The organism is Bradyrhizobium sp. SZCCHNS3002 (assembly GCF_032377435.1).
Lineage (GTDB): Bacteria > Pseudomonadota > Alphaproteobacteria > Rhizobiales > Xanthobacteraceae > Bradyrhizobium.
Genome location: NZ_JAUHHY010000007.1, coordinates 58927 through 79769, shown reverse-complemented (window position 1 = coordinate 79769; position 20843 = coordinate 58927). Strand labels below are relative to the sequence as shown.

The window sequence follows — 20843 nt, the reverse complement described above, 5'->3', positions numbered from 1 at the left end:
GGTCAAGGAGGGCGGCCCCCAGCAAAGACTGCCGATGCGGACCCCTACCACCAACCCCTGCCCGCAAGGGGGAGGGGAGCGAGAGAGCGTGCCTCGCTGCACTCCAGCCATCACCGGCTCTCCTCCAGCTGCCGGCGTTGCAGCCGGTCGTAGAGCAGGAGCGGGAGCAACAGGACGGCGAGCAGCACCACGGCGATGCTGGAGGCCACCGGCCAATCCTTGTTGGTAAAGAACTCGAGCCAGAGCGTCTGGCCGATCATCAACGATTTCGAACCGGCGAGAAGGTCGGGAATGACAAACTCGCCGACGATCGGGATGAAGCACAGCAGCGCGCCGGCGCCGACTCCCGGCAGCGACAGTGGAAACGTCACCAGCCAGAAGGTCTCGCGCGGCGAGGCGCCGAGATCGGCAGCGGCCTCCTCCAGCGCCGGCTCCAGCTTCGTCAGCGTCGCAAACAGCGGCAGGATCATGAACGGCAGATAGGAATAGACGATACCGACATACATGGCGCTGTCGGTCGACAACCACACCACCGGCGCCGAGACCAGATGCAGCGCGAGCAGCACCTGGTTCAACAGCCCGTCATGCTGGAGGATGTTGACCCAGGCATAGATGCGGATCAGGAACGAGGTCCAGAACGGCACGATCACAAGCATCATCGCGACGCCCTGCCAGCGCCTCGGCAGCCGCGCCATGCCATAGGCGACGGGATAGCCGATCAGCAGCAGGATGGCCGTCGACGTCGCCGCGACGACGACGCTGCGCAGATAGGACGCGAGATACAGGTCGTCCGACAGCAGCAGACGGAAATTGTCGAGCGACAGCGCCGCAAATGCATCCCGGAGCGACGACAAACCATCAGCCAGCGAGAACACCGGCGTATAGGGCGGCTGCGCGATCGCAGTCTGCGACAGGCTGATCTTGGCGACGAAGGCGAACGGCACCAGGAAGAACAGCACCATCCAGACGTAGGGCGCGATCGCCGCGAAGCGGGCCGGACGCGAGAAGATGCGGCGCGCGCTCATCGCTCCAGCACCACACAATCATCGGGCGTGAACCAGGCCACGACGCGCTGGTTCAGCCCATAGCCGTCGACGTCGAGCCGGGCCGTGTTGGCCTGAGAGGCGTGCAGGACAGCGCCGCCGTCGAGCTGGATCTTGTACGCGGTCTTGCCGCCGAGATAGCTCGCATCGGAAATGGTCCCCTCGACACAGTTGATCGCGGCGGCATCGCCGGCCGGCCGGCGAAGCGCGAGACGGATCTTCTCGGGACGGATCGCGACCGCAACCCTGCTCTCGCTGACGGGAGTGACGGGCTGTGCCGCAGCGAGCTCGCCGGCCGAGGCAGTCGTGATCCGCAGCCGGTGCGGCTCCCGCGCGATCACCTCGCCCTCGAACAGGTTGATGTCGCCGACGAACTCCGCGACCCACCGCGACACGGGCTCTTCATACAGCCGGCGCGGTGCAGCGACCTGTTCGAGCCGTCCCGCGTTCATCACCCCGATGCGGCTCGCCACTGTCATCGCCTCTTCCTGATCGTGGGTGACGATGATGAAGGTCATGCCGAGCTTGCGCTGCAGCTCCATCAGCTCGAACTGCGTGCTCTCGCGGAGCTTCTTGTCGAGCGCCGCCATCGGCTCATCCAGCAGCAGCACCTGCGGCCGGCGCGCCAGCGAGCGCGCCAAGGCGACGCGCTGCTTCTGGCCCCCGGACAGTTGATCGGGCTTGCGCTTCTCCAGGCCTTCGAGCCGGACCAGCGCCACCATCTCGGCGACACGGGTGGCGATCTCGGCGCGCAGCATGCCGGCACGCTTCAGGCCGAAGGCGATGTTGTCGCGCACGTTCAGATGCGGGAACAGCGCGTAGTTCTGGAACATCATGTTGACGGGCCGCTGATGCGGCAGCACCTGCGCGATGTCCTCGCCCGACAGCAGGATGCGTCCTTCATCCGGCGTCTCGAAGCCGGCCAGCATGCGCAGCAAGGTCGTCTTGCCGCAGCCGCTGGGGCCGAGCAGCGCGAAGAACTCGCCGGCGCGGATGTCGAGCGAGACGCCATCGACGGCGCGGAAGCTGCCGAAGGTCTTGACGACGTTCTCGATGCGCAGGAGCGGCGGCTGAGGATCGGGGCGCGGATCCGGCGGTGGCGATGCTACCGGCTCCTCGGCGGGTGCTGGATTTGCGGTCTCGTCAGCCATGTCCTGATCTAGTCACCCTGCCCGGCCACAACGCCGGGCCAGTCGGCAAGCTAGCCGCCCGCGGATTGCAGCTCAACCGCACGGGCCGGACTATCCCCGCTCGCGTCAGCCGCCTGCGGCGTGCTCCGGCCACAGGTCGCAGCGGCCATGAACGCAGCGAGCGCGTCGCGGTCGGCAGCGGGAAGCGTCAGGCCCAGCTTGGTTCGCCGCCACAGCACGTCGTCGGCAAAGCGTGCGCATTCGCGCGTCATGAGGTAGCGGACCTCCGCCTCGGTCAGCTGCGGCCCGAACGCCTGTCCGAGATCGTCCCGGCATCTCGCCTCGCCGAGGATCTTCGCCAGCCGGGTGCCATAGGCGCCGACCAGCCGCCGGGCCTCGGCTTCGCCGAGAAAGCGCCAGCGGTCCCGTGCGTCATCGACGAGATCCTCGAACCGGTCCCAGGCGAAGTCGCCCCCAGGAAGCGGCGCGCTCGCAGTCCAGCGTGGCGACATTGGATAGAAGCGCGCGAGGCGGGAGACCGCCTGCTCGGCCCGGTGCCGGACCGTCGTGACGTCGCCGCCGCACATGGTCAGCAGCGGCGCCTTGGCCGGCTCCCTGGCGCGTCCAGCATCGAGGCACACGACCGTTTCCAACCGTCCGCTGTCGGCGGCGCGCAGCACCATCATGTTGGCGCCAGCCACGCTCCGGACCACGTCCGCAGGCTGAATGTCCGAGCGGAAATAGCGGTTCGCCGCCTTACAGAGATAGGCCACGTCTGCCGCCGGCACCGCCACCACGGCTGGGTCGCCCTTGAAGCCGTGGGAGACCGTGCCGATCAGGGTGAAATCCTGCTCGTAGGGCTGGGCAAAGATCAGCCGTCCATCCGAATTCTGGAACACGTAGACCGCTTCGACGTCGAACAACCGCGGCACGATGATCTGGCTGACCTGCCGCGCGGTGACCCGCGGCGGCGGCTGACGCAGCACGGTTTCCGCCGTCGAGACGCTCCACGCGCCGGTAGCATTGGCGAGCGCGCGCGCCGTGACGATGCGGCGATGGCCCCGGTCGATGATGGCGAGCTGCCATATGTGATGACGATCGGCCCGCACGCAGCGGGCACCGGTGCGAATCTCCGCACCGCGCTCGGCGGCATCCATCGCGGTCAGGACCGCCAGGCGGGAATCGTCGACCACGCAATCGGAATAGTCGAACGCCGTCCCGATCGGACGCTTCAGGGCATCGCCGATCGGATGATGCGTGACATCGAGCGCCGAAGCGGCCGGCAGCCGGTTGCGCGTAGCGAGGCGGTCATAGAGCCAGAGCCCTGCGCGCAGCTGCCATGGCGGCCGCTCATTGGCGTGAGCTGGAATCGCAAAGCGGATCGGCCGCACCAGATGCGGCGCGACCGTGAGCCAGACGTTGCGCTCCGCGAGCGCACGGCGCACGCGCAGAAAGCCGCGGCGCTCCAGCGCTGCGAGATCGCCATGCACCAGCCGCGACGTCGCCGACGAGGCGGCGCCGCCGAGATCGCCCTGCTCGACGAGGATCACGCGCAGACCGCGGCCAGCCGCATCACGCGCCAGGCTGACGCCGTTCAGACCTCCGCCGATGATCGCCAGATCGTAGTCCGCCATGCGCAAGGTCTTCGAGCGTCCCAGGACGAGCGATCGTAGAGCGACGGAGATGATTCTCGTAGCGGCCCAGCCGTCATGCGCGCGGATAAATCCGCGCTGTTGCGCAACCGCCTCTGAGCACGAGTGCCAGGTCAGCCCGTCTTGCGAACGGAGGCGATGTCGTCGTGAGCGCGACCGACAATGCCGTCGTATTTGGCGATCGGCAGGGGCTTGCCGAGCAGATAGCCCTGAACCGAGTCGCAGCCCTGCTCGGCGAGGAAGCCGAGCTGCTCCGGCGTCTCGACGCCTTCCGCCACGATCGACATGTTCATGCCGTGACCCAGACCGATGACCGCACGAATGATCGCCGCCGATTGCGGGTTGCGGCCGATATTCATGACGAAGGCGCGGTCGATCTTGATCTTGTCGAACGGGAACGCCTGAAGGTAGCTCAGCGACGAGTAGCCGCTGCCGAAATCGTCCATCGAGACGCGAACGCCGAGCGCCTTCAGCCGGCGCAGCAGCGCGACACCGCGATCGAAATCCTCGATCAGCACACCCTCGGTGATCTCCAGCTCGAGCCTGCCGGGCGCGAGCCCCGTCTCGATCAGGATCGAGTGGACCAGCGCAACGAGGTCGCCATGGACGAACTGCGCCGGAGACAGGTTGACCGCGACCTGCAGCGGCTTCGGCCACGACGCCGCCTCGCGGCAGGCCTCGCGCAGGATCCACTCGCCCATCTCGACGATGAGGCCGCTCTCTTCCGCGAGCGGAATGAAGTCGCTCGGCGGCACGAACCCCCGGACCGGGTGCTGCCAGCGCGCCAGCGCCTCGAAGCCGATGATCTCGCTGGCGTCGACCGTGCGGCCGGAGACGGCCTGCGGCTGGAAGTACAGCGACAGTTCGCCATGCTTGATCGCGACAGACAGTTCCTGATGCAGAACGCGGCGGTCGCGAATCTGCTGATCCATTTCAGGCTCGTAGAAGGTGATGCTGCCGCGCGATTTGGCCTTGGCGCGGAACAGAGCGGCACCCGCATTGGCGAGCAGCGACGCCGGATCCGAACCATTGTGCGGGAACACCGAGATGCCCGTCGTCAGCGCGGTGCGGATCGACTTGCCCTCGATCTGGAAGTCCACCGCGATCGCCGCCGCCAATTGCTCGGCCAGGGCCCTGCCCGTTTCCGGTTGCTTGCCGTCGATGATCAGCCCGAACTCGTCGCCCGAGAGACGGGCAACGACGCCGCCCCGGGCAACGGCATGGACGCGACGGGCGACCTCGATCAACAGCTTGTCGCCGATGGCGTGGCCGAAGACGTCGTTGACGTCCTTCAGGCCCTTGAGATCGACGTTCAGGACCGCAAACTCCTCGTCCGTATCCGCGCAGGCCTCGATCATCTGGCTCAGGGCCTGCAGGAACGCGGCGCGGTTCGGCAGATCGGTCAGGCCGTCGTGATAGGCCATGTGCGCCATCCGCGATTCGGTCTGGCGCCGATCGGTGACGTCCTCATAGGTCTTGATCAGATATTGCGGCTGGCCGGTCTCGCCCAGCACGGTTGCCCGCCGCGTCAGGAACAGCCGCAGGCCGTCCTTGGTCGAGATCGGATGTTCCTCGGTCAGAAGGCCGCGCTTCTTGATGGCGGCTTCGTCGCGCGCCGTGATCAGTCTGGCCTCGCGCGGATTGAAGATGTCGGCGGTGGTCAGGCCGGTGGCGTCCTCGCGCTTGCGGTTGAGGATGATCTCGGCGCTGCGGTTGGCGAGCAGATAGCGGCCGTCGCTGACGCTCTCGACGATGAGCGAAACCGGAATGTTGTCGACGACCAGTTCCAGGAACTTCTTGCTGTTCTCCAGCTCGCGGCTCAGCGATCGCCGCTCCGTGGCATCGTCGAACAGCGCGATGAGGAATTGCGGTTCGTTCTTGTCGTTGCGTGCAACGACCCGGTGGGCGTCCAGGATGCGCTTCTCGTCACCGCGTTGAACCACGAGTTCGCTGCAATAGGTGGTGCCGGGCGCCAGCATCGCTTCGCGGTCGGCAGCCGCGATGTCGGCCGCGGTCTCTTCGCCGAACAGGTCGCTCGGGCGCCGTCCGATGATCTGATCCCGCGGCACCTGCGCGAACTGCTCGAACGCCCGGTTGGCGAAGATGTAGCGGCCGTCCTCGATGTTCTTGGCGGCGACGCAGACGGGAACCTGATCGACCACCGATTCCAGGAACTGCTTGGTCGAGGCGAGCTCGCGCTCCAGCCGGTGCTGCACCGTACAGTCTTCATGGATGCCGATTGATCCGCCGGTCGGAAGACGGAACATCTGGGCGCGCACCACACGTCCGCCGGGCAGCTCGGTCAGGCACCCGTCCGGCTGCCGCGCCTGGCGCGCATAGTCCTCGACCGTCAGATTGAGCAGGCCACGCTGCCGCCGCAACTCGACCAGATCCCGGCCGGTGCAGCCGGGCGGAATGTCGGCCCGGCTCATGCCGTAGATCTCGAGAAAGCGGTGGTTGTAGAAGACGACGCGGTTGGCGGCGTCCGTCAGCATCAGCCCCTGGCTCAAATTGTTGAGCGCGGAGCTGATGAAAACGTTACGCCGAAGTTGTGCCCGCTTGGCGCGCCGCAAGGCCGAATGGATCCAGATCACGACCGACGCGAGGAAGGCGCAGACGACAACGCCGGCGATCAACACCTTCCAGAGCACGTCCGGCTCGATGGTGCCCAGGTAGCCGGAGGGCGAGAAATCGGAGGAAGCGGCCCAGGCGCGCGTCGGCGCAGCCGCCCACGCTGCCATGGCGGCCACCGAGGCCGCAACGACACGCGCAGAAAACGCGTTTCGGTCGCTCGCCTGCCAATTCTTGCCAGCCATCAATCACCCGCGGTATTCGGCGACAGTATCTGGCTTCACCTATTGGGATCGGGTAAACGGGTTCCGCAAACTTCGAAAAAGACGAAGCAAATTTGGTCAATGGCCGCCCTATGATGAATGGTTTGCTAAGGGCAGACGAACTCCGGACCGAGGCTCCACCTACCAGGGATTGCAGAGAGACATGACTTCTCCTAATCGTCTCAGGACTATGCATGGATAAAGTGGATTGCGTGGTCGTTGGCGCCGGCGTCGTCGGACTTGCCGTCGCCCGTCAATTGGCGCGGGCCGGACGCGAGGTCATCGTTCTCGAGGCGGCCGAGGGCATCGGAACCGTCACGTCGTCTCGCAACAGCGAAGTGATCCACGCCGGCATCTATTACAAGGCCGGGAGCCTGATGGCCCGCTTCTGCGTGGCCGGCAAGCGCATGCTTTACCGCTATTGCGACGAGCATGGCGTGCCCTACCGCAATTGCGGGAAACTGATCGTTGCAACCAATCCAGCCGAGACCGAGAAGCTGCAGGGCATCCGCGCGCACGCCGAAGCCAATGGTGTCGAAGGGATGCGGCTGCTGCCCGGGTCCGAAGCCCTGGCGCTGGAGCCGGCCCTGGCCTGCCAGGCCGCGCTGCTGTCGCCATCCACCGGCATCCTCGACAGCCATGCCTTCATGCTGTCGCTGCGCGGCGAGATCGAGGACGCCGGCGGTGCCTTCGCCTTCCACACGCCGTTGCTGCGGGCCAAGGTGACGGGGGGATCGATCGAGGTCGATGCGGGCGGCGCGCAACCGATGAGGCTGAGCTGCCGGCTGCTGGTGAACGCCGCCGGCCTCGACGCGCCCGAGCTGGCGCGGCTGATCGACGGCATGCCGTCGCCGCTGGTGCCGATGACCTATCTCGCCAAGGGCAACTATTTCAGCTGCAGCGCCCGGGCACCGTTCAGCCGGCTCATCTACCCGGTGCCGGAACCAGGCGGCCTCGGCGTGCACCTCACGCTCGACATGGCAGGCCAAGCCAGATTCGGCCCCGACGTCGAGTGGATCGACCGGATCGACTATACGGTCGATCCGGCGCGCGCCGAGCGCTTCTACCCGGCGATCCGCAAGTACTGGCCGTCGCTGCCGGATGGGGCGCTGATGCCGAGCTATTCGGGCATCAGGCCGAAGATCGTACCGCCGGCCGTGGCGTCGCAGGATTTCGTCATTCAGGGCCCCCGCGATCACGGGGTGCCCGGACTCATCAATCTGTTCGGAATTGAATCGCCTGGATTGACGTCATCGCTGGCGATTGCGGCTCACGTCCGCGATCTCGCCTTGAGCTGAAGACCCCGATATCGGGATGAACGGCGTGTGGCGATAGCGGGAGACAACGCAGGCAGATGCGTTCGCGTCATCGTCTATCGCAACTAAGTCTATCGCAACTAATTTGATTGAAGTTGCGTCTGGGATGGACAGTCACCATCCCAGGCGCACGGTCTTACGATCGGATGGTACGGCGGGTGATGGTCACATGTCAGTGAAGTGTTTCGCTGGTTACCTGTCTCAAGCGCTCGATCTCGTCCTTCACCATCAGTTTGCGTCGCTTCAGTTCGGCAATTCGCAGGTCGTCCGTCGATGGATGCAGGAGAGCTTCATGCAATTCGCTTTCAAGAACTTTATGCTTACGCTCCAGTTCAACGAGATGCGCCTGAATGGCCATTCGAAACCTCCTCGGTAGGTGAACCTGAGATTCGACCAGGGCTAATGAGTGTACACAAGTCGCTTGACCTGTCGATGGGGCCAAAAGACCGCACATGCAAATTTGAGCGCCGTGTGTAACGAACCGTGAGCAGATCCGGACGAATCTAACGCCGGTGCCAACCTGAAATTCACGGGACAGCTGCACGGATCTTGAGGGGCGCGGCTTGCTTATCAGCTTCGCAGGCGCAATATTTGCGCCCGCCTTCGCAAGGCTTTCCACTTCCTTCCGCTTTTTTGCTATCATAGATCATGGCTGACCAAGACGAGCGCGAACTGCAGGCCGAACTCGCGCGCCTGCAGCAGGAGCACCGCGATCTCGACGCGGCGATCGACGCTTTGCATCAATCGCCCGCCCCCGATTTGTTGCGGCTGCAACGACTGAAGAAGCGGAAGCTTCTGCTACGCGATCGGATCGCCTTCATCGAAGACCAGATCACGCCCGACATTATCGCCTGAGGCGAAGCGTCAGCACGCCTGACCGTATGCACACAGGCAATATGCATCAGCGGTGCAGGATATGCCGAGGCGCCTTGACAAACAGAACAAAAAGAGAACAATCAGGTCATCCCTCGTCCCCTGACGACAACAAGGATGGTTGTGATGCCCGCCTCCTTCTCCCCACAGGATCGGCTCTACGAACAGGCCTGTGACCAGGCCATCGCGATGTGCGACGGCAATCTGCGCTCCACGATCAAGGCGCTGATCATGGCGAACGAGTATCTCGAGCTGGAGCTGCAGGAGCTGCGGGCCGCGATCTCCTGCGGCTGCGTGCCCAACACCGCTTCGGACGGTCCGGAGAGCAATGCGGCCTGAGCCCTGCCTGAGTCTTACCTGAGTCCTCGGGCCGTCGAGACTCTCCGGACGATTGCCACCGCGCTCGCTCGCAGCTTCGACGAAGGCCGGGAGGTGCGTGCAATGCCTGATATCACCTATTACGTCGCCATGCCGTTCAGACGGGACGAGGCAGGGATGCTGGTCGCAGGCGCGGCCGAGGAATGCCAGAGTTCGTCCGCAGCGCTGCGTCGTGCCGAAGCGATGTCGCGCCTGCCGGACAACATCGGCGCCATTGCCTTCAGCCGCAGCGGCGATCCCTTGATGGGGGAATTCAGCGACGCCCGGCTGCTGCACAAGTTCGGCGAGTTGCCCGACGATCTCGGCGAGTTGTGAGCGCCGTGCACCACAAGCTCTGTCATCGGCGCGGATGGCCCGGGAGCGTCACCGCTGGTCGCCCGACCGGGCCGTTGCGTGCGCTGGGCTCTCGTACCTTCGTTGGGCCTTGCGCATGTACATCGCGCGGTCGGCTTCCTCCAGCGCACGCACCGGGTTGACGCGCTTGTCGAGCAGAGCAATCCCGGCCGACGCGCCGGCACGCACGGTCTGATCGCCGAAGGTGAAGGTCAGGCTGTCGATGGCCTGCTCCAGTTCCGCCGCCTTGGCATGGGCGTCCGCCGCGCTGAGATGCCAGAGCAGCACGCCGAACTCGTCGCCGCCGAGCCGGCCGATCACGTCGGAGGATCGGACATGCTCGCTGAGGACACGCGCAACCGCCTTCAGGACCTCGTCACCGGCGGCATGGCCGAACGTATCATTGATCGGTTTCAGCCGATCGACGTCGAGCACGACCAGGGCACCGGTCGCGTCATAGCGCTTGATGAAGGCGATCGAACGATGGAGCTCGCGGGCGAAGCCGCGACGATTGAAGATGTCGAGCAGGAAGTCGCGCTCAGCGGAGGCCGTCAGCTCGGCGATCCGGGCCTGTGCTGTCGCCAACTCGGCATTAAGGCGTCGGATCGTCTGCCGCGCGCCTGCCGGTACGGAACCGGGTTCAGGAGCCCGCGCGCGCCGCGAAGGCCGATGACGGTACCGGGTTCTTCGCTTCCCGGCTCGCCACGCGGCCGCCATGCGCTTCTTTTTCATCGGACACCTGCCGCGCCACCGTTTGGGCTTGCCGGGCTTGACCAAGACAGGATAGTCCATTCGGACCTTCATGCCATGGCTTGCCGCTGTCAGGACCGATCCTATACTCCGGCCCATGCTGATGGATTCCCGAGAAGAATTGAGGTCATGACCGCCCCGATCGCCATCATCATGGGAAGCCAGTCGGACTGGGATACCATGCGCCATGCCGCCGAGACGCTCGAAGCCCTGGGCGTGAGCTACGACGCCCGGATCGTCTCGGCGCACCGCACCCCGGACCGGCTGTATGCTTTCGCCAAGGGTGCCAAGGCGGCGGGCTACAAGGTCGTGATCGCCGGTGCCGGCGGCGCCGCCCATCTGCCGGGCATGACGGCCTCGCTCACGGAACTGCCCGTGTTCGGCGTGCCCGTCGAGTCGAAGGCGCTGTCGGGGGTCGATTCGCTGTATTCCATCGTCCAGATGCCGGCCGGAATTCCGGTCGGAACGCTCGCCATCGGCAAATCCGGCGCCATTAACGCAGCGCTGCTGGCGGCCAGCGTGCTCGCTCTCTCGGATTCCGCGCTCGCCGGCCGCCTGTCGGCCTGGCGGCAGGCGCAGACTAATGCGATCGCCGAACGTCCGGAGGGCACGGCGTGACCGGCTCCAATCGGGTGAAGCTCAAGCCCGGCGACACCATCGGTATTCTCGGCGGCGGCCAGCTCGGCCGCATGCTGGCGCTGGCTGCGGCGCGGCTCGGGCTGCGCTGCCAGGTGTTCTCGCCGGACCCGGACTCGCCCGCCTTCGACGTCGTGCTGAACGCCACCTGCGCCGAATATGCCGACGTCGAGGCGCTCGAGCTGTTCGCCAATGACGTCGACGTCGTCACCTACGAGTTCGAGAACGTCCCGTCGGCGGCCGCGATGGTGCTGGCGGCAAGGCGCCCGGTGCTGCCGAGCCGCTCTGCGCTGGAGACGACGCAGGATCGGCTGATCGAGAAGGATTTCGTCACCTCGCTCGGTATCCGCACGGCGAACTATGCCGACGTGTCCTCACTCGCCACGTTGCGCGAAGCAGCCTTTCGGATCGGCCTGCCGGCCGTGCTGAAGACACGGCGGTTCGGCTATGACGGCAAGGGCCAGATCAAGATCCGCCAGGGTGACGATCTCGATCGGATCTGGGCCGAGCTCGGCACCAAATCGGCGATCCTCGAGGCGTTCGTTCCGTTCGAGCGCGAGATCTCGGTCGTAGCGGCCCGCGCGGCCGATGGCCAGGTCGAGTGCTTCGACGTCACCGAGAACGAGCATCGCGATCACATCCTGAAGGTGTCGCGGGCGCCAGCCCGCATCCCCGATCCGCTCGCCGACGAGGCCCGGGACATTGCCAGCCGGATCGCCACCGCCCTCGATTACGTCGGGGTGCTCGCCGTGGAGATGTTCGTGGTATCCGATGGACCTGCGCCCGGCGTCCTGGTCAATGAAATTGCCCCCCGGGTGCACAATTCCGGCCACTGGACCCTTGACGGTGCCTCGATTTCCCAGTTCGAACAGCACATCCGCGCGATCGCAGGTTGGCCGCTCGGCAAGCCGCTGCGCCATGGCCACGTCACGATGACGAACCTGATCGGGGACGAGATCGACACCTACGAGCAGTGGCTCACGGTTCCCGGCGCCACCGTGCACCTTTACGGCAAGGGCGCCGCCCGCCCGGGTCGCAAGATGGGGCATGTGACCCAGGTCTCGCCCCTGCCGCCGAGGCAGGGCTGAAATAAACCGCTCGGGCGGGTTAAACTTGCGGTCAAGAGCCCGTCAGCGGGTGGACAGCGACGGTGTCCTCTGATACACGGGCGCCCTCAAGGTTAAGGGCGCGGCCATTTGCCAGCCCTGGCTTCACCAGATTTCAAACCGATAGACTGAGAAAGAGGATGCCGCGTGCAGGTTCTCGTTCGCGATAACAATGTCGATCAAGCCCTCAAGGCGCTCAAGAAGAAGATGCAGCGTGAGGGCATTTTCCGCGAGATGAAGCTTCGCGGCCATTACGAGAAGCCGTCCGAGAAGAAAGCCCGCGAGAAGGCCGAAGCCGTGCGCCGTGCGCGCAAGCTGGCCCGCAAGAAGCTGCAGCGTGAAGGCCTGCTGCCGATGAAGCCGAAGCCGGTGTTTGGCGCTGGCCCCGGCGGTGACCGTGGTGCTGGTCGTGGTCCGGGCGCAGGTGCCCGTCCCGGCGCGCCGCGCTGATCTGGCCCGATAGATCTGACGTCGTCTGAAGCGCGGGCCTCTGGCTCGCGTTTTTGTTTTGGGCACCTCATTTTGATTTCGCGCCTCCCTGCCATCCGGCGTCCGGAGCCGGCCGCGGTGTTCCCGCCCGTCGCTACGATGCAGAGCACGGCACGCCCCAAAGAAAAAGCGGCGGACCAGCAGGCCCGCCGCTCGATCTCGTTCGAGAGCAATGCCGATCAATTATTTCGGCAGCACCGAGTGGAACACCGATTTCGCCGCCGACATCATGTCCTGCGCCACGTTGGACATCTGGTCCTTGATCGAAGGATCGGACTTGTCGGCACGCAGGTCGAGCGGACGCAACTGCTGGACGGGGATCTCCGCGGGCGGCGTCGGGCGCCCGTCCGGCTGCAATGATCCCGTGTAGGTCGGGCTCGAGGCCGACGGCATGATGAAACCCTGCTCGGCCGGAGGCGCGGAGACCGTCACCGGAGGCGGCAGCGGACGAACCGGCGACACCTGAGGTGACACGGTTGCGACGCGCGGCGCCTCGCCAGCCCCGCGGGCTGCATCGGTCGACGGCTTCTCGGCAGCCGCCTTGCCGGCACCTTCGCTCGCGCGCAACCGCTCGATCGCGGCGCGGGCAAGATCGGCAGCATCCCGGCGATCTTCCTGCTGGGTCGCTGGGGCCTCGGCCGAAGTGCCACGCACGATCAGCTTTTCCTTCGACGATGCAGGATGGCGCGAGGCCTGCGGATCGGCCGGGAGGCTCGCCGTTTCGGTCGGCTTCACTTCGACGGCCTTCTCGGCGGCCTTGTCGGCCAGCGACTTCTCCGACACGCCCTTGGCCTTGATGCCGGGAGCGGGAATGCTGGAGACCTCGTTCGACGTTTCCGCCGGCTTGGCGTCAGACTTGGGATCGGCCTTCGCGTCCAGCTTGGCAGGGTCGGTCCCCTTGCCCGTGGATTTCGGAGCGTCGCTCTTTGAGCCTGTGAGCTTGGCATAAGCAGCCGAGGCCACCGCCGCCATGGTCGATGGCGGCGAGTCGGGCTTGGTGTTGATGTAGTGATTGACGATGTAGGCCCCGATGATGGTGGCAACCACCGACGGGATGATCTCCATGGCGAACTTTGTGAGATATTTCAGCATGCTGACCACTCCCGCGCGGTATTTGCGGGAACTTTGAGGCACAATTAAGGGACCATCCCACACCTTCCGGAGCTCGCGGACTGCACTCCGTGCAGCCGCGACCGCCGAAAAGTCGTTTCCTGAAACCCTTCGAACCGGAGCCGTGCAGCAATCCGAGGGTGTTGCCACAGCTTCCGGATCGCCGGCTCAAGATACCACAATCAGCGGCATCCCGGTAAACAATTGGTTACGGCTTCAATTCAACTTCGAGGAAAACGATCTCGGAACCGGTCTCGTTCAGCACATCGTGTTCGACCCCGGCCTTTCGGAAATAGGATTTGCCGACCGCGAGCTGCGCCTTCGAGCGCTCGCCGGACGGCGCCACGATCGTCATCTCGCCCGCGGTGACCGGCACGATCACGTAATCCATCTCATGAACATGGCGCCCCGTGGCACTGCCGGGCAATAGCCGCCACTCCGTGACGCGGACTTCGGGCGTATCGACCTGGACGTCGGACTGGGCGCTGAGCATGCTGGATCTCTTGAATCAGGGGACGAAGAGCAGAAACAGGAATATCGCGAACACCACCATGTGCACCAGCCCGAACAGGATGTTCGTCCGTCCGGTGCCGAAGGTCAGCATGCTCAGGACGAAGGTCAGGACCAGCAGCACTATTCCCTGCGGGCCCAGCCCGAGGACGAGCTGCTTGTCGAGCACATGGGCGGCGACCGCCACTGCCGGGATGGTCAGTCCTATGGTGGCGAGCGAGGAGCCAAGCGCGAGATTGATGCTCTTCTGCAGGTCGTTGGCGCGGGCGGCCGAAAGGGCGGCGACACTCTCCGGCAGCAGGATCAACAGCGCCACGAGCACGCCTGCGACCGCCTGCGGCGCACCCGTTGCGGCAACGCCGGCGTCGACCACCAGCGAGAACTTCTTGGCAAGCAGGACCACGGCGAGCAGCGCGACCAGCAGCAGCCCGACACTGAGCAACAGCTTCGCGCGCGGCAGCCTGACATCGTCATCGGCGAACCCCGCCGAGTTGCCGACGAAATAATCCCGATGGCGGGTGGTCTGCGTATACAGGAACACCGCGTAGAGCAGGATCGTCACGACGCTGACGAAGGCGATCTGCACGGCAGAATACACCGGACCTGGCGACGTCAAGGTATAATTCGGCAGCACCAGCGTGATGGTTGCCATCGTGAACAGTACGCTGAGATACAGATTGGCACCGGAGACCAGCACGTCCTGCTCGCGATAGCGCAGGCCGCCGATGAAGATGCAGATGCCGGCCAGGCCGTTGCACACGATCATGACCACCGCAAACACGGTGTCGCGGGCCAGCGCCGGCGCAGCCTTGTCGCCGAGCATGATGGTGGCGATCAGCGCCACCTCGATCACCGTCACCGCCAGGGTCAGGAGCAGCGTGCCGAACGGCTCGCCGATCTCATGCGCGATCACCTCGGCATGGTGCACGGCCGCGAACACCGTGCCGAACAGGACCACCAGCAGCACCGCGGCGAAGACCACGCCAGCGGCCGAAGGCGTGAAGTCATAATGCGTCGCCGTGACGATCGCGACCAGCGCGACCGCCAAGCCGGGAAAGATCACCGATGATGCGGGCGTTGCGCCCTTCACGCTCATGATTCGCGTCCTTCGATCCGTTCTGTCCGACTATGCGCGACAGCGAGGCGATCGTCACGCGGTCCGGCCGTGACAGGGTCTCAACCAGGACGGTCTCTGAAGGTGCCGTCGATCAGGTCAATGCGGACTGAGCAGCGGATGAATCGGAAGCACGGTCAGCAGCACGAACAGCGGAATGAGGACGGCACCTGCCCGCAGCATGTAGCCGAAGAAGCTCGGCATCTGGATGCCCCGCTCATTGGCGATCGCTGCGACCATGAAGTTCGGCGCATTTCCGATATAGGTCAGTGCGCCCATGTAGACTGCGCCCATCGAGATCGCCGCCAGCGTTCCCGAGAGCTCGCCCATCAGCACCTTGGGATCGCCGCCCGCCAATTCGAAGAACAAGAGATAGGTCGGGGCATTGTCGAGGAAGGCCGACATCAGCCCGGTGGACCAGAAATAGGCGACCTCCCGCGGCGCGCCGGCGGGTGTCGTCACGGCATCCAACAGCCAGCCGAAAGAGCCACTGCGACCCGCATTCAGCATGGCGATGACCGGAACGATCGCGGTGAAGATCGCCGCGAACAGCTTGGCGACCTCTCGGATCGGCTCCCAGTTGAACCCGTTCGCCTCGCGGTGCTCGTCCGGCGTAAGCCAGAGCGACAGGCCGGCGATCGCCACGAGGACGGCATCGCGCACGAGATTCTGAAGCTCGACATGCGTGCCGAAGACGTCGAAGGAGATGCCCGGCTTCCAGGTCGCCGATACCAGCGTGTTGACGACGATGGCCGCGATCAGGACGACGTTGACGAGCCCGCGAACACGAACCGGCTCGCTCGTGCCATCCGTGCTCGAAGGCTTCTCGGCACGGAAGCGCCATGCGTCGATCGCGGCAAAGATCACGAGCAACAGGCCGGCGACGATCGCGGTCTGCAGCCAGAGGTGTTGCGTCGTCCAGAAGAAGTCGACGCCACGCAGAAAGCCGACGAACAGTGGCGGATCGCCGAGCGGGCTCAGTGCACCACCGACATTGGCGGCCAGAATGATGAAGAAGATCAGCACGTGCACATTATGCGGCCGGCTCAGATTGGCGCGGATCAGGGGACGCACCAGGATCATCGCGGCGCCCGTCGTGCCGACGACGCTCGCGATGATCGTGCCGAGCGCCAGGATGGCGGTGTTGGTCGCGGGCGTGCCCTTGATGTCGCCGGTCACCAGGATGCCGCCGGCGACCGTATAGAGGGCGAACAGCAGCACGATGAAGCTGAGATATTCGGCGAGCAGCGCGTGGACGAAGGCAGCGAGCGCCGTGCCAAGCCCTGCATTCCAGGTCAACGCCGCCAACGCCACCAAGGCCCATGCCGCGGCGATCTTTCCGTAGTGATGATGCCAGAACCTGGCAAACAGCAACGGCCCGAGCGCGATCGACAACAGCAGTCCCGCGAATGGCAGTGCGAACGGCCAGGTCATCGCCGCGCCGTTCAGCCCGGCGGCATGCGCCTGCACCGGCAGGCTCCCAAAGAGCAGGACGATCCCGAGGAGAGCCGGCCACCGCGATCGATGAACGTTACAAGCCGTCGATGAAGCTCTTGGCCGTCTCAGTCGCACCGAAAAGATCCAGGTCATTATGTCCGCCGTTGGGAAACCGTACGAAGCGCTTGGGGTCATGCGCAAGTGCGAACAATCGTTCCCCGAAGCGGATCGAAATCGCCGGATCCCTTTCGCCATGCATGATCAGGAGCGGCACACGCACATCGGCGATGCGCCGATCGGAATGGAAGCTGTCGAGCATCAGCAGACTGACCGGAACCACCTTCAGCATCTCCGACGCGACATCGACCGTGGATGTATAGGGCGCTTCGAGGATCAGCTTGGCGACCGGATGCTCCGCGGCGATCGCGGTGGCCACGCCGCTGCCGAGGGAAAAGCCCCAGGCGACGATCCGTCCCGACTCGTAGCGCTGTGTCGTGAACGCATAGGCGACTGCGGCATCTTGCAGCAGCCCGTGCTCACTGGGACTGCCGCTGGACCCCGCATAGCCGCGATAGGACAGCGCAACGAGACCGGTGCCGTCGGCCGTGAGCGCCTTGAAGCGCGACACCACGCCCGCGAGAAAATCGCCATTGCCCGGGAAGTACAGAACGACCTTGTGGCCAGGCTTCGCCGGCACATGCCAGACGATGACCCGCTCGCCATCGACCGAGGTCAGCACATGCTCCTCAGCCTGAGGAAACCCGGCTGCAGCCGGTGCCGTGCGGCCCACCGGCGGAATGGGGAACAGCACCGCACGCTGGCGGACGAATAGGGCCGCAAGCACGATGCCGTAGACCGCCGCCACGACGATCAGGAGCCATTTCAGAAACGTCATGGCTCCCGATGCCGCCGGCTACATGCCCTTGACGATGTTCTCGGTCATCTTCTTGGCGTCGCCGAGCAGCATCATCGTGTTGTCGCGGTAGAACAGCGGATTGTCGATGCCGGCATAGCCCGACGCCAGCGAGCGCTTGATGAACATCACGGTGCCGGCCTTCCACACCTGCAGCACCGGCATGCCGTAGATCGGCGAGGACTTGTCCTCCTCGGCTGCCGGATTGGTGACGTCGTTGGCGCCGATCACGAAGGCGACGTCGGCCTGGGCGAATTCCGAGTTGATGTCCTCGAGCTCGAACACCTCGTCATAGGGAACGTTGGCTTCGGCGAGCAGCACGTTCATGTGGCCGGGCATGCGGCCAGCGACCGGATGAATCGCGTATTTCACCTCGACGCCTTCCTTCTTCAGCGTGTCGGCCATCTCGCGCAGCGCGTGCTGCGCCTGGGCGACCGCCATGCCGTAGCCGGGCACGATGATCACCTTCGAGGCGTTCTTCATGATGAAGGCGGCATCGTCGGCCGAGCCGAGCTTGGCCGGCTTCTGCTCGCCGGTGCCACCGCCCGCCGCTGCGGTCTCACCGCCGAATCCGCCGAGGATGACCGAGATGAAGGACCGGTTCATCGCATGGCACATGATGTAGGACAGGATCGCACCGGACGAGCCGACCAATGCGCCGGTGATGATCAGCGCCGAATTACCGAGCGTGAAGCCGATGCCCGCGGCCGCCCAGCCGGAGTAGGAGTTCAGCATCGAGATCACGACCGGCATGTCGGCGCCACCGATCGGGATGATCATGAGCACGCCGAGCGCCAGCGCCAGCAGCGTCACCATCAGGAAGTCGAAGCCGCCGCCCGTCATCACCAGGCGGACCACGAAGAAGACCAGCGCCACGGCGAGCGCGATGTTGATGATGTGACGCGCCGGCAGGATGATCGGCGCGCCGCTCATCCGCGCGGACAGCTTGAGGAAGGCGATGACCGAGCCGGTGAAGGTCAGCGCGCCGATGGCGACGCCGAGCGACATCTCGACCAGGCTCTGCGGATGGATGTTGCCGGGCGTTCCGATGTCGAACGCTTCCGGCGCGAAGAACGCGCCGGCGGCGACCAGCACCGCGGCCATGCCGACCAGCGAATGGAAGGCGGCGACGAGCTCGGGCATCGACGTCATCGGCACCCGGCGCGCAATGACTGCGCCGATGCCGCCGCCGATCGCAACGCCGAGGATCACGAGGATCCAGGCGATCGCATCCGCCGGTGGATGCCCAGCCAGCGTGGTGGCGACCGCAATCGCCATGCCGGCCATGCCGAAGAAGTTGCCTTGCCGGCTGGAGGCCGGGCTCGACAGCCCGCGAAGAGACAGGATGAACAGCACACCTGCCACGAGATAAAGGAGTGCCGACAGATTGGCGTTCATTGCAGATGCCCCGTTGTGCCTGTCATCCCGCGTCGTGCGGCGTTGTTACTTGGACTTCTTCTTGTACATCGCCAGCATGCGCTGGGTGACGAGGAAGCCGCCGAAGATGTTCACGCAGGCGAAGATCAGCGCGATGAAGCCGAACGCTCGCGCCAGACCACTGCCGCTCGACAGCATGGGAACGCCGACCGCCAGCAGCGCGCCGACAACGATCACCGAGGAGATCGCATTGGTCACCGACATCAGCGGCGTGTGCAGGGCCGGCGTCACCGACCACACCACGAAGTAGCCGACGAACACCGCCAGCACGAAGATCGACAGCCGGAAGACGAAGGGGTCGACGGCTTGGACGACATGTTCCATGGCTCTGCTCCTTAGGCCTTCGGCTGGAAGTTCGGGTGGACGATGGCGCCATCCTTTGTCAAAGCCGTGGCCTTGACCAGCTCGTCGTCCCAGTTCACCGCCAGTGTCTTTTCCTTCTTGTCGATCATCGTCTCGATGAAGGAGAACAGGTTGCGGGCGTAGAGGCCGGAGGCGGACGCTGCGACCCGGCCGGCGAGATTGGGGTAGCCGATGATCTTGACGCCGTCGATCTCGACGGTCTCGCCGAGCTTGACGCCCTCGACATTGCCGCCACGCTCGACCGCAAGGTCGACCAGGACCGAGCCAGGGCGCATCGACTTCACCATCTCCATGGTGACGAGGCGCGGCGCCGGACGGCCGGGAATCAGCGCAGTGGTGATGATGACGTCCTGCTTCTTGATGTGTTCCGCCGTCAGCGCCGCCTGCTTGGCCTGGTACTCCTTGGACATCTCCTTGGCATAGCCACCGGCCGTCTGCGCGTTCTTGAACTCCTCGTCCTCGACCGCCAGGAATTTGGCGCCGAGGCTCTCCACCTGCTCCTTGGTGGCGGGGCGCACGTCGGTGGCGGAGACCATGGCGCCGAGCCGGCGCGCGGTTGCGATGGCCTGCAGGCCGGCGACGCCGACGCCCATCACGAAGACCTTGGTCGCCGGCACGGTGCCGGCCGCGGTCATCATCATCGGGAAGGCGCGACCGAACGCCTCGGCGCCCTCGATCACGGCGCGGTAGCCGGCGAGGTTCGCCTGGCTCGACAGCACGTCCATCACCTGGGCGCGGGTGATGCGCGGCATCAGTTCCATCGCGAACGAGGCAATGCCGGCATCGGCCATCGCCTTGAGCGCGGCATCGTTGCCGTAGGGATCCATGATCGCGAACACCAAGGCGCCGCGCCGATAGTTGGCGAGTTCGGAGGCTTCCGGCCGCTTCACCTTGATGATGATGTCGGCGTCCTTCAGCGCGTCGGCGCTGACGGTTGCGCCTGCCGCCGTGAATTCCGAATCCGGCAGGCCGGACTTGATGCCGGCGCCGGGCTCGACCGCGATCTCGGCACCCAACGCCTTGAACTTCTTCACCGTGTCGGGAGAGGCGGCGACCCGCGGCTCCAACGGGTCGATTTCCTTGGCGACGGCAATCTTCATGAGGCCTCCGGCGCGAATGCGCGCGCGAGCTTAAAAGGGCGGGACGTCCATGGCTTCAGCATGACGGCGGATCGGCCCGGCCAGTCAGCTGAAGGCCCGCCGGCGGAGATGCCGGCGGGCCCATAGCGACATTAAGCGAGGAAAATAGCCATCAAGATGACGATGAGAGCGACGCTGATCGTGCCGTACTTCACCAGCTTGATGAAGCCCTCATAGGTGGCCTCATGTGCCACGTAGTCGTTGCCGTCAGCCGTCGAGTAGGCGATCTCGCCATGGTTTGCCATCGGGGTCCCCCAGAGAAAAATTGCTTTGTTAAGGT

At 65.1% G+C, this 20843-nt stretch carries 22 protein-coding genes; 7 read left to right on the top strand and 15 right to left on the bottom strand.

Annotation, left to right across the window (positions count from 1 at the left end):
• Positions 1-110: 110 nt before the first annotated feature.
• The 4 genes from QW845_RS16485 to QW845_RS16470 form a co-directional block, all read right to left on the bottom strand.
• Positions 111-1025, bottom strand: a complete 915-nt coding sequence (locus QW845_RS16485) for an ABC transporter permease (protein ID WP_315802617.1) — start codon at positions 1023-1025, stop codon at positions 111-113.
• Positions 1022-2194, bottom strand: coding sequence for an ABC transporter ATP-binding protein (locus QW845_RS16480; RefSeq protein WP_315802616.1), 1173 nt, complete (start codon positions 2192-2194; stop codon positions 1022-1024). The genes QW845_RS16485 and QW845_RS16480 overlap by 4 nt, the downstream gene beginning before the upstream one ends.
• 50 nt (positions 2195-2244) lie before the next feature.
• Positions 2245-3807 carry a glycerol-3-phosphate dehydrogenase gene (locus QW845_RS16475; RefSeq protein WP_315802615.1) on the bottom strand — a complete coding sequence of 521 codons (1563 nt, stop codon included), beginning with the start codon at positions 3805-3807 and terminating at the stop codon, positions 2245-2247.
• Positions 3808-3938: 131 nt separating this feature from the next.
• Positions 3939-6641: an EAL domain-containing protein gene (locus QW845_RS16470; RefSeq protein ID WP_315802614.1), complete on the bottom strand. Its 2703-nt coding sequence runs from the start codon at positions 6639-6641 to the stop codon at positions 3939-3941.
• A 212-nt stretch (positions 6642-6853) separates the two neighbouring features.
• On the opposite strand from QW845_RS16470, the gene QW845_RS16465 reads away from it, so the two are divergent.
• Positions 6854-7957: an NAD(P)/FAD-dependent oxidoreductase gene (locus QW845_RS16465; RefSeq protein WP_315802613.1), complete on the top strand. Its 1104-nt coding sequence runs from the start codon at positions 6854-6856 to the stop codon at positions 7955-7957.
• A 190-nt stretch (positions 7958-8147) separates the two neighbouring features.
• Here QW845_RS16465 and QW845_RS16460 read toward each other — a convergent pair whose 3' ends face one another.
• Positions 8148-8333 carry a YdcH family protein gene (locus tag QW845_RS16460; protein ID WP_315802612.1) on the bottom strand — a complete coding sequence of 62 codons (186 nt, stop codon included), beginning with the start codon at positions 8331-8333 and terminating at the stop codon, positions 8148-8150.
• A gap of 290 nt (positions 8334-8623) precedes the next feature.
• Between QW845_RS16460 and QW845_RS16455 the strand changes: the two genes are divergently transcribed.
• The 3 genes from QW845_RS16455 to QW845_RS16445 all read left to right on the top strand — a co-directional run bounded on the left by QW845_RS16455 (position 8624) and on the right by QW845_RS16445 (position 9541).
• Entirely contained in the window at positions 8624-8830 is a 207-nt protein-coding gene (locus QW845_RS16455) for a YdcH family protein (protein WP_009028242.1), read from the top strand.
• A gap of 144 nt (positions 8831-8974) precedes the next feature.
• On the top strand, positions 8975-9187 hold the full coding sequence (locus tag QW845_RS16450) for a hypothetical protein (protein ID WP_315802611.1): 213 nt from the start codon (positions 8975-8977) through the stop codon (positions 9185-9187).
• A gap of 102 nt (positions 9188-9289) precedes the next feature.
• Positions 9290-9541 (top strand): hypothetical protein, encoded by a 252-nt coding sequence (locus QW845_RS16445; RefSeq protein WP_315802610.1) that lies wholly within the window; start codon positions 9290-9292, stop codon positions 9539-9541.
• 48 nt (positions 9542-9589) lie between these two features.
• Here QW845_RS16445 and QW845_RS16440 read toward each other — a convergent pair whose 3' ends face one another.
• Positions 9590-10291, bottom strand: coding sequence for a GGDEF domain-containing protein (locus QW845_RS16440; RefSeq protein ID WP_315802860.1), 702 nt, complete (start codon positions 10289-10291; stop codon positions 9590-9592).
• Between the two features lie 147 nt (positions 10292-10438).
• Here QW845_RS16440 and purE point away from each other — a divergent pair, with 147 nt between their 5' ends.
• From purE to rpsU, 3 genes are all read left to right on the top strand, one after another.
• Entirely contained in the window at positions 10439-10927 is a 489-nt protein-coding gene (purE, locus tag QW845_RS16435; RefSeq protein WP_315802609.1) for a 5-(carboxyamino)imidazole ribonucleotide mutase, read from the top strand.
• A complete protein-coding gene (locus QW845_RS16430) occupies positions 10924-12033 on the top strand; it encodes a 5-(carboxyamino)imidazole ribonucleotide synthase (protein ID WP_315802608.1) in 1110 nt (369 codons plus the stop codon). Before purE ends, QW845_RS16430 begins: the two co-directional genes overlap by 4 nt.
• A gap of 165 nt (positions 12034-12198) precedes the next feature.
• Positions 12199-12501 carry a 30S ribosomal protein S21 gene (gene rpsU / locus QW845_RS16425; protein WP_011924350.1) on the top strand — a complete coding sequence of 101 codons (303 nt, stop codon included), beginning with the start codon at positions 12199-12201 and terminating at the stop codon, positions 12499-12501.
• 222 nt (positions 12502-12723) lie between these two features.
• Here the strand turns inward: rpsU and QW845_RS16420 are convergent, their stop codons facing one another.
• The 9 genes from QW845_RS16420 to QW845_RS16380 all read right to left on the bottom strand — a co-directional run bounded on the left by QW845_RS16420 (position 12724) and on the right by QW845_RS16380 (position 20808).
• Positions 12724-13632: a hypothetical protein gene (locus tag QW845_RS16420; RefSeq protein WP_315802607.1), complete on the bottom strand. Its 909-nt coding sequence runs from the start codon at positions 13630-13632 to the stop codon at positions 12724-12726.
• Between the two features lie 226 nt (positions 13633-13858).
• Positions 13859-14143, bottom strand: coding sequence for a cupin domain-containing protein (locus QW845_RS16415; RefSeq protein ID WP_315717559.1), 285 nt, complete (start codon positions 14141-14143; stop codon positions 13859-13861).
• Between the two features lie 15 nt (positions 14144-14158).
• On the bottom strand, positions 14159-15256 hold the full coding sequence (locus QW845_RS16410; RefSeq protein ID WP_315802606.1) for an ionic transporter y4hA: 1098 nt from the start codon (positions 15254-15256) through the stop codon (positions 14159-14161).
• 117 nt (positions 15257-15373) lie between these two features.
• Entirely contained in the window at positions 15374-16708 is a 1335-nt protein-coding gene (locus QW845_RS16405) for a sodium:proton antiporter (protein WP_315802859.1), read from the bottom strand.
• A gap of 97 nt (positions 16709-16805) precedes the next feature.
• Positions 16806-17606 carry an alpha/beta hydrolase gene (locus QW845_RS16400; protein WP_315802605.1) on the bottom strand — a complete coding sequence of 267 codons (801 nt, stop codon included), beginning with the start codon at positions 17604-17606 and terminating at the stop codon, positions 16806-16808.
• 18 nt (positions 17607-17624) lie between these two features.
• A complete protein-coding gene (locus tag QW845_RS16395; RefSeq protein WP_315736336.1) occupies positions 17625-19022 on the bottom strand; it encodes an NAD(P)(+) transhydrogenase (Re/Si-specific) subunit beta in 1398 nt (465 codons plus the stop codon).
• A gap of 45 nt (positions 19023-19067) precedes the next feature.
• Positions 19068-19385, bottom strand: a complete 318-nt coding sequence (locus QW845_RS16390; protein WP_284420324.1) for a proton-translocating transhydrogenase family protein — start codon at positions 19383-19385, stop codon at positions 19068-19070.
• Positions 19386-19396: 11 nt separating this feature from the next.
• Positions 19397-20524, bottom strand: a complete 1128-nt coding sequence (locus QW845_RS16385; protein WP_315753919.1) for a Re/Si-specific NAD(P)(+) transhydrogenase subunit alpha — start codon at positions 20522-20524, stop codon at positions 19397-19399.
• A gap of 131 nt (positions 20525-20655) precedes the next feature.
• Complete coding sequence (locus QW845_RS16380) at positions 20656-20808, bottom strand: aa3-type cytochrome c oxidase subunit IV (RefSeq protein WP_315736334.1); 153 nt, start codon at positions 20806-20808, stop codon at positions 20656-20658.
• Positions 20809-20843 lie beyond the last annotated feature (35 nt).

What these genes read in the sequence shown, in the direction of transcription:
- QW845_RS16385 (WP_315753919.1), bottom strand. Translation starts at nt 20,524, where the DNA reads ATGAAGATTGCCGTCGCCAAGGAAATCGACCCGTTGGAGCCGCGGGTC.
- QW845_RS16405 (WP_315802859.1), bottom strand. Translation starts at nt 16,708, where the DNA reads ATGACCTGGCCGTTCGCACTGCCATTCGCGGGACTGCTGTTGTCGATC.
- QW845_RS16475 (WP_315802615.1), bottom strand. Translation starts at nt 3,807, where the DNA reads ATGGCGGACTACGATCTGGCGATCATCGGCGGAGGTCTGAACGGCGTC.
- QW845_RS16450 (WP_315802611.1), top strand. Translation starts at nt 8,975, where the DNA reads ATGCCCGCCTCCTTCTCCCCACAGGATCGGCTCTACGAACAGGCCTGT.
- QW845_RS16400 (WP_315802605.1), bottom strand. Translation starts at nt 17,606, where the DNA reads ATGACGTTTCTGAAATGGCTCCTGATCGTCGTGGCGGCGGTCTACGGC.
- QW845_RS16440 (WP_315802860.1), bottom strand. Translation starts at nt 10,291, where the DNA reads ATGAAAAAGAAGCGCATGGCGGCCGCGTGGCGAGCCGGGAAGCGAAGA.
- purE (WP_315802609.1), top strand. Translation starts at nt 10,439, where the DNA reads ATGACCGCCCCGATCGCCATCATCATGGGAAGCCAGTCGGACTGGGAT.
- QW845_RS16460 (WP_315802612.1), bottom strand. Translation starts at nt 8,333, where the DNA reads ATGGCCATTCAGGCGCATCTCGTTGAACTGGAGCGTAAGCATAAAGTT.
- QW845_RS16485 (WP_315802617.1), bottom strand. Translation starts at nt 1,025, where the DNA reads ATGAGCGCGCGCCGCATCTTCTCGCGTCCGGCCCGCTTCGCGGCGATC.
- QW845_RS16445 (WP_315802610.1), top strand. Translation starts at nt 9,290, where the DNA reads ATGCCTGATATCACCTATTACGTCGCCATGCCGTTCAGACGGGACGAG.
- QW845_RS16395 (WP_315736336.1), bottom strand. Translation starts at nt 19,022, where the DNA reads ATGAACGCCAATCTGTCGGCACTCCTTTATCTCGTGGCAGGTGTGCTG.
- QW845_RS16410 (WP_315802606.1), bottom strand. Translation starts at nt 15,256, where the DNA reads ATGAGCGTGAAGGGCGCAACGCCCGCATCATCGGTGATCTTTCCCGGC.
- QW845_RS16420 (WP_315802607.1), bottom strand. Translation starts at nt 13,632, where the DNA reads ATGCTGAAATATCTCACAAAGTTCGCCATGGAGATCATCCCGTCGGTG.
- QW845_RS16455 (WP_009028242.1), top strand. Translation starts at nt 8,624, where the DNA reads ATGGCTGACCAAGACGAGCGCGAACTGCAGGCCGAACTCGCGCGCCTG.
- QW845_RS16380 (WP_315736334.1), bottom strand. Translation starts at nt 20,808, where the DNA reads ATGGCAAACCATGGCGAGATCGCCTACTCGACGGCTGACGGCAACGAC.
- QW845_RS16465 (WP_315802613.1), top strand. Translation starts at nt 6,854, where the DNA reads ATGGATAAAGTGGATTGCGTGGTCGTTGGCGCCGGCGTCGTCGGACTT.
- QW845_RS16390 (WP_284420324.1), bottom strand. Translation starts at nt 19,385, where the DNA reads ATGGAACATGTCGTCCAAGCCGTCGACCCCTTCGTCTTCCGGCTGTCG.
- QW845_RS16470 (WP_315802614.1), bottom strand. Translation starts at nt 6,641, where the DNA reads ATGGCTGGCAAGAATTGGCAGGCGAGCGACCGAAACGCGTTTTCTGCG.
- QW845_RS16415 (WP_315717559.1), bottom strand. Translation starts at nt 14,143, where the DNA reads ATGCTCAGCGCCCAGTCCGACGTCCAGGTCGATACGCCCGAAGTCCGC.
- QW845_RS16480 (WP_315802616.1), bottom strand. Translation starts at nt 2,194, where the DNA reads ATGGCTGACGAGACCGCAAATCCAGCACCCGCCGAGGAGCCGGTAGCA.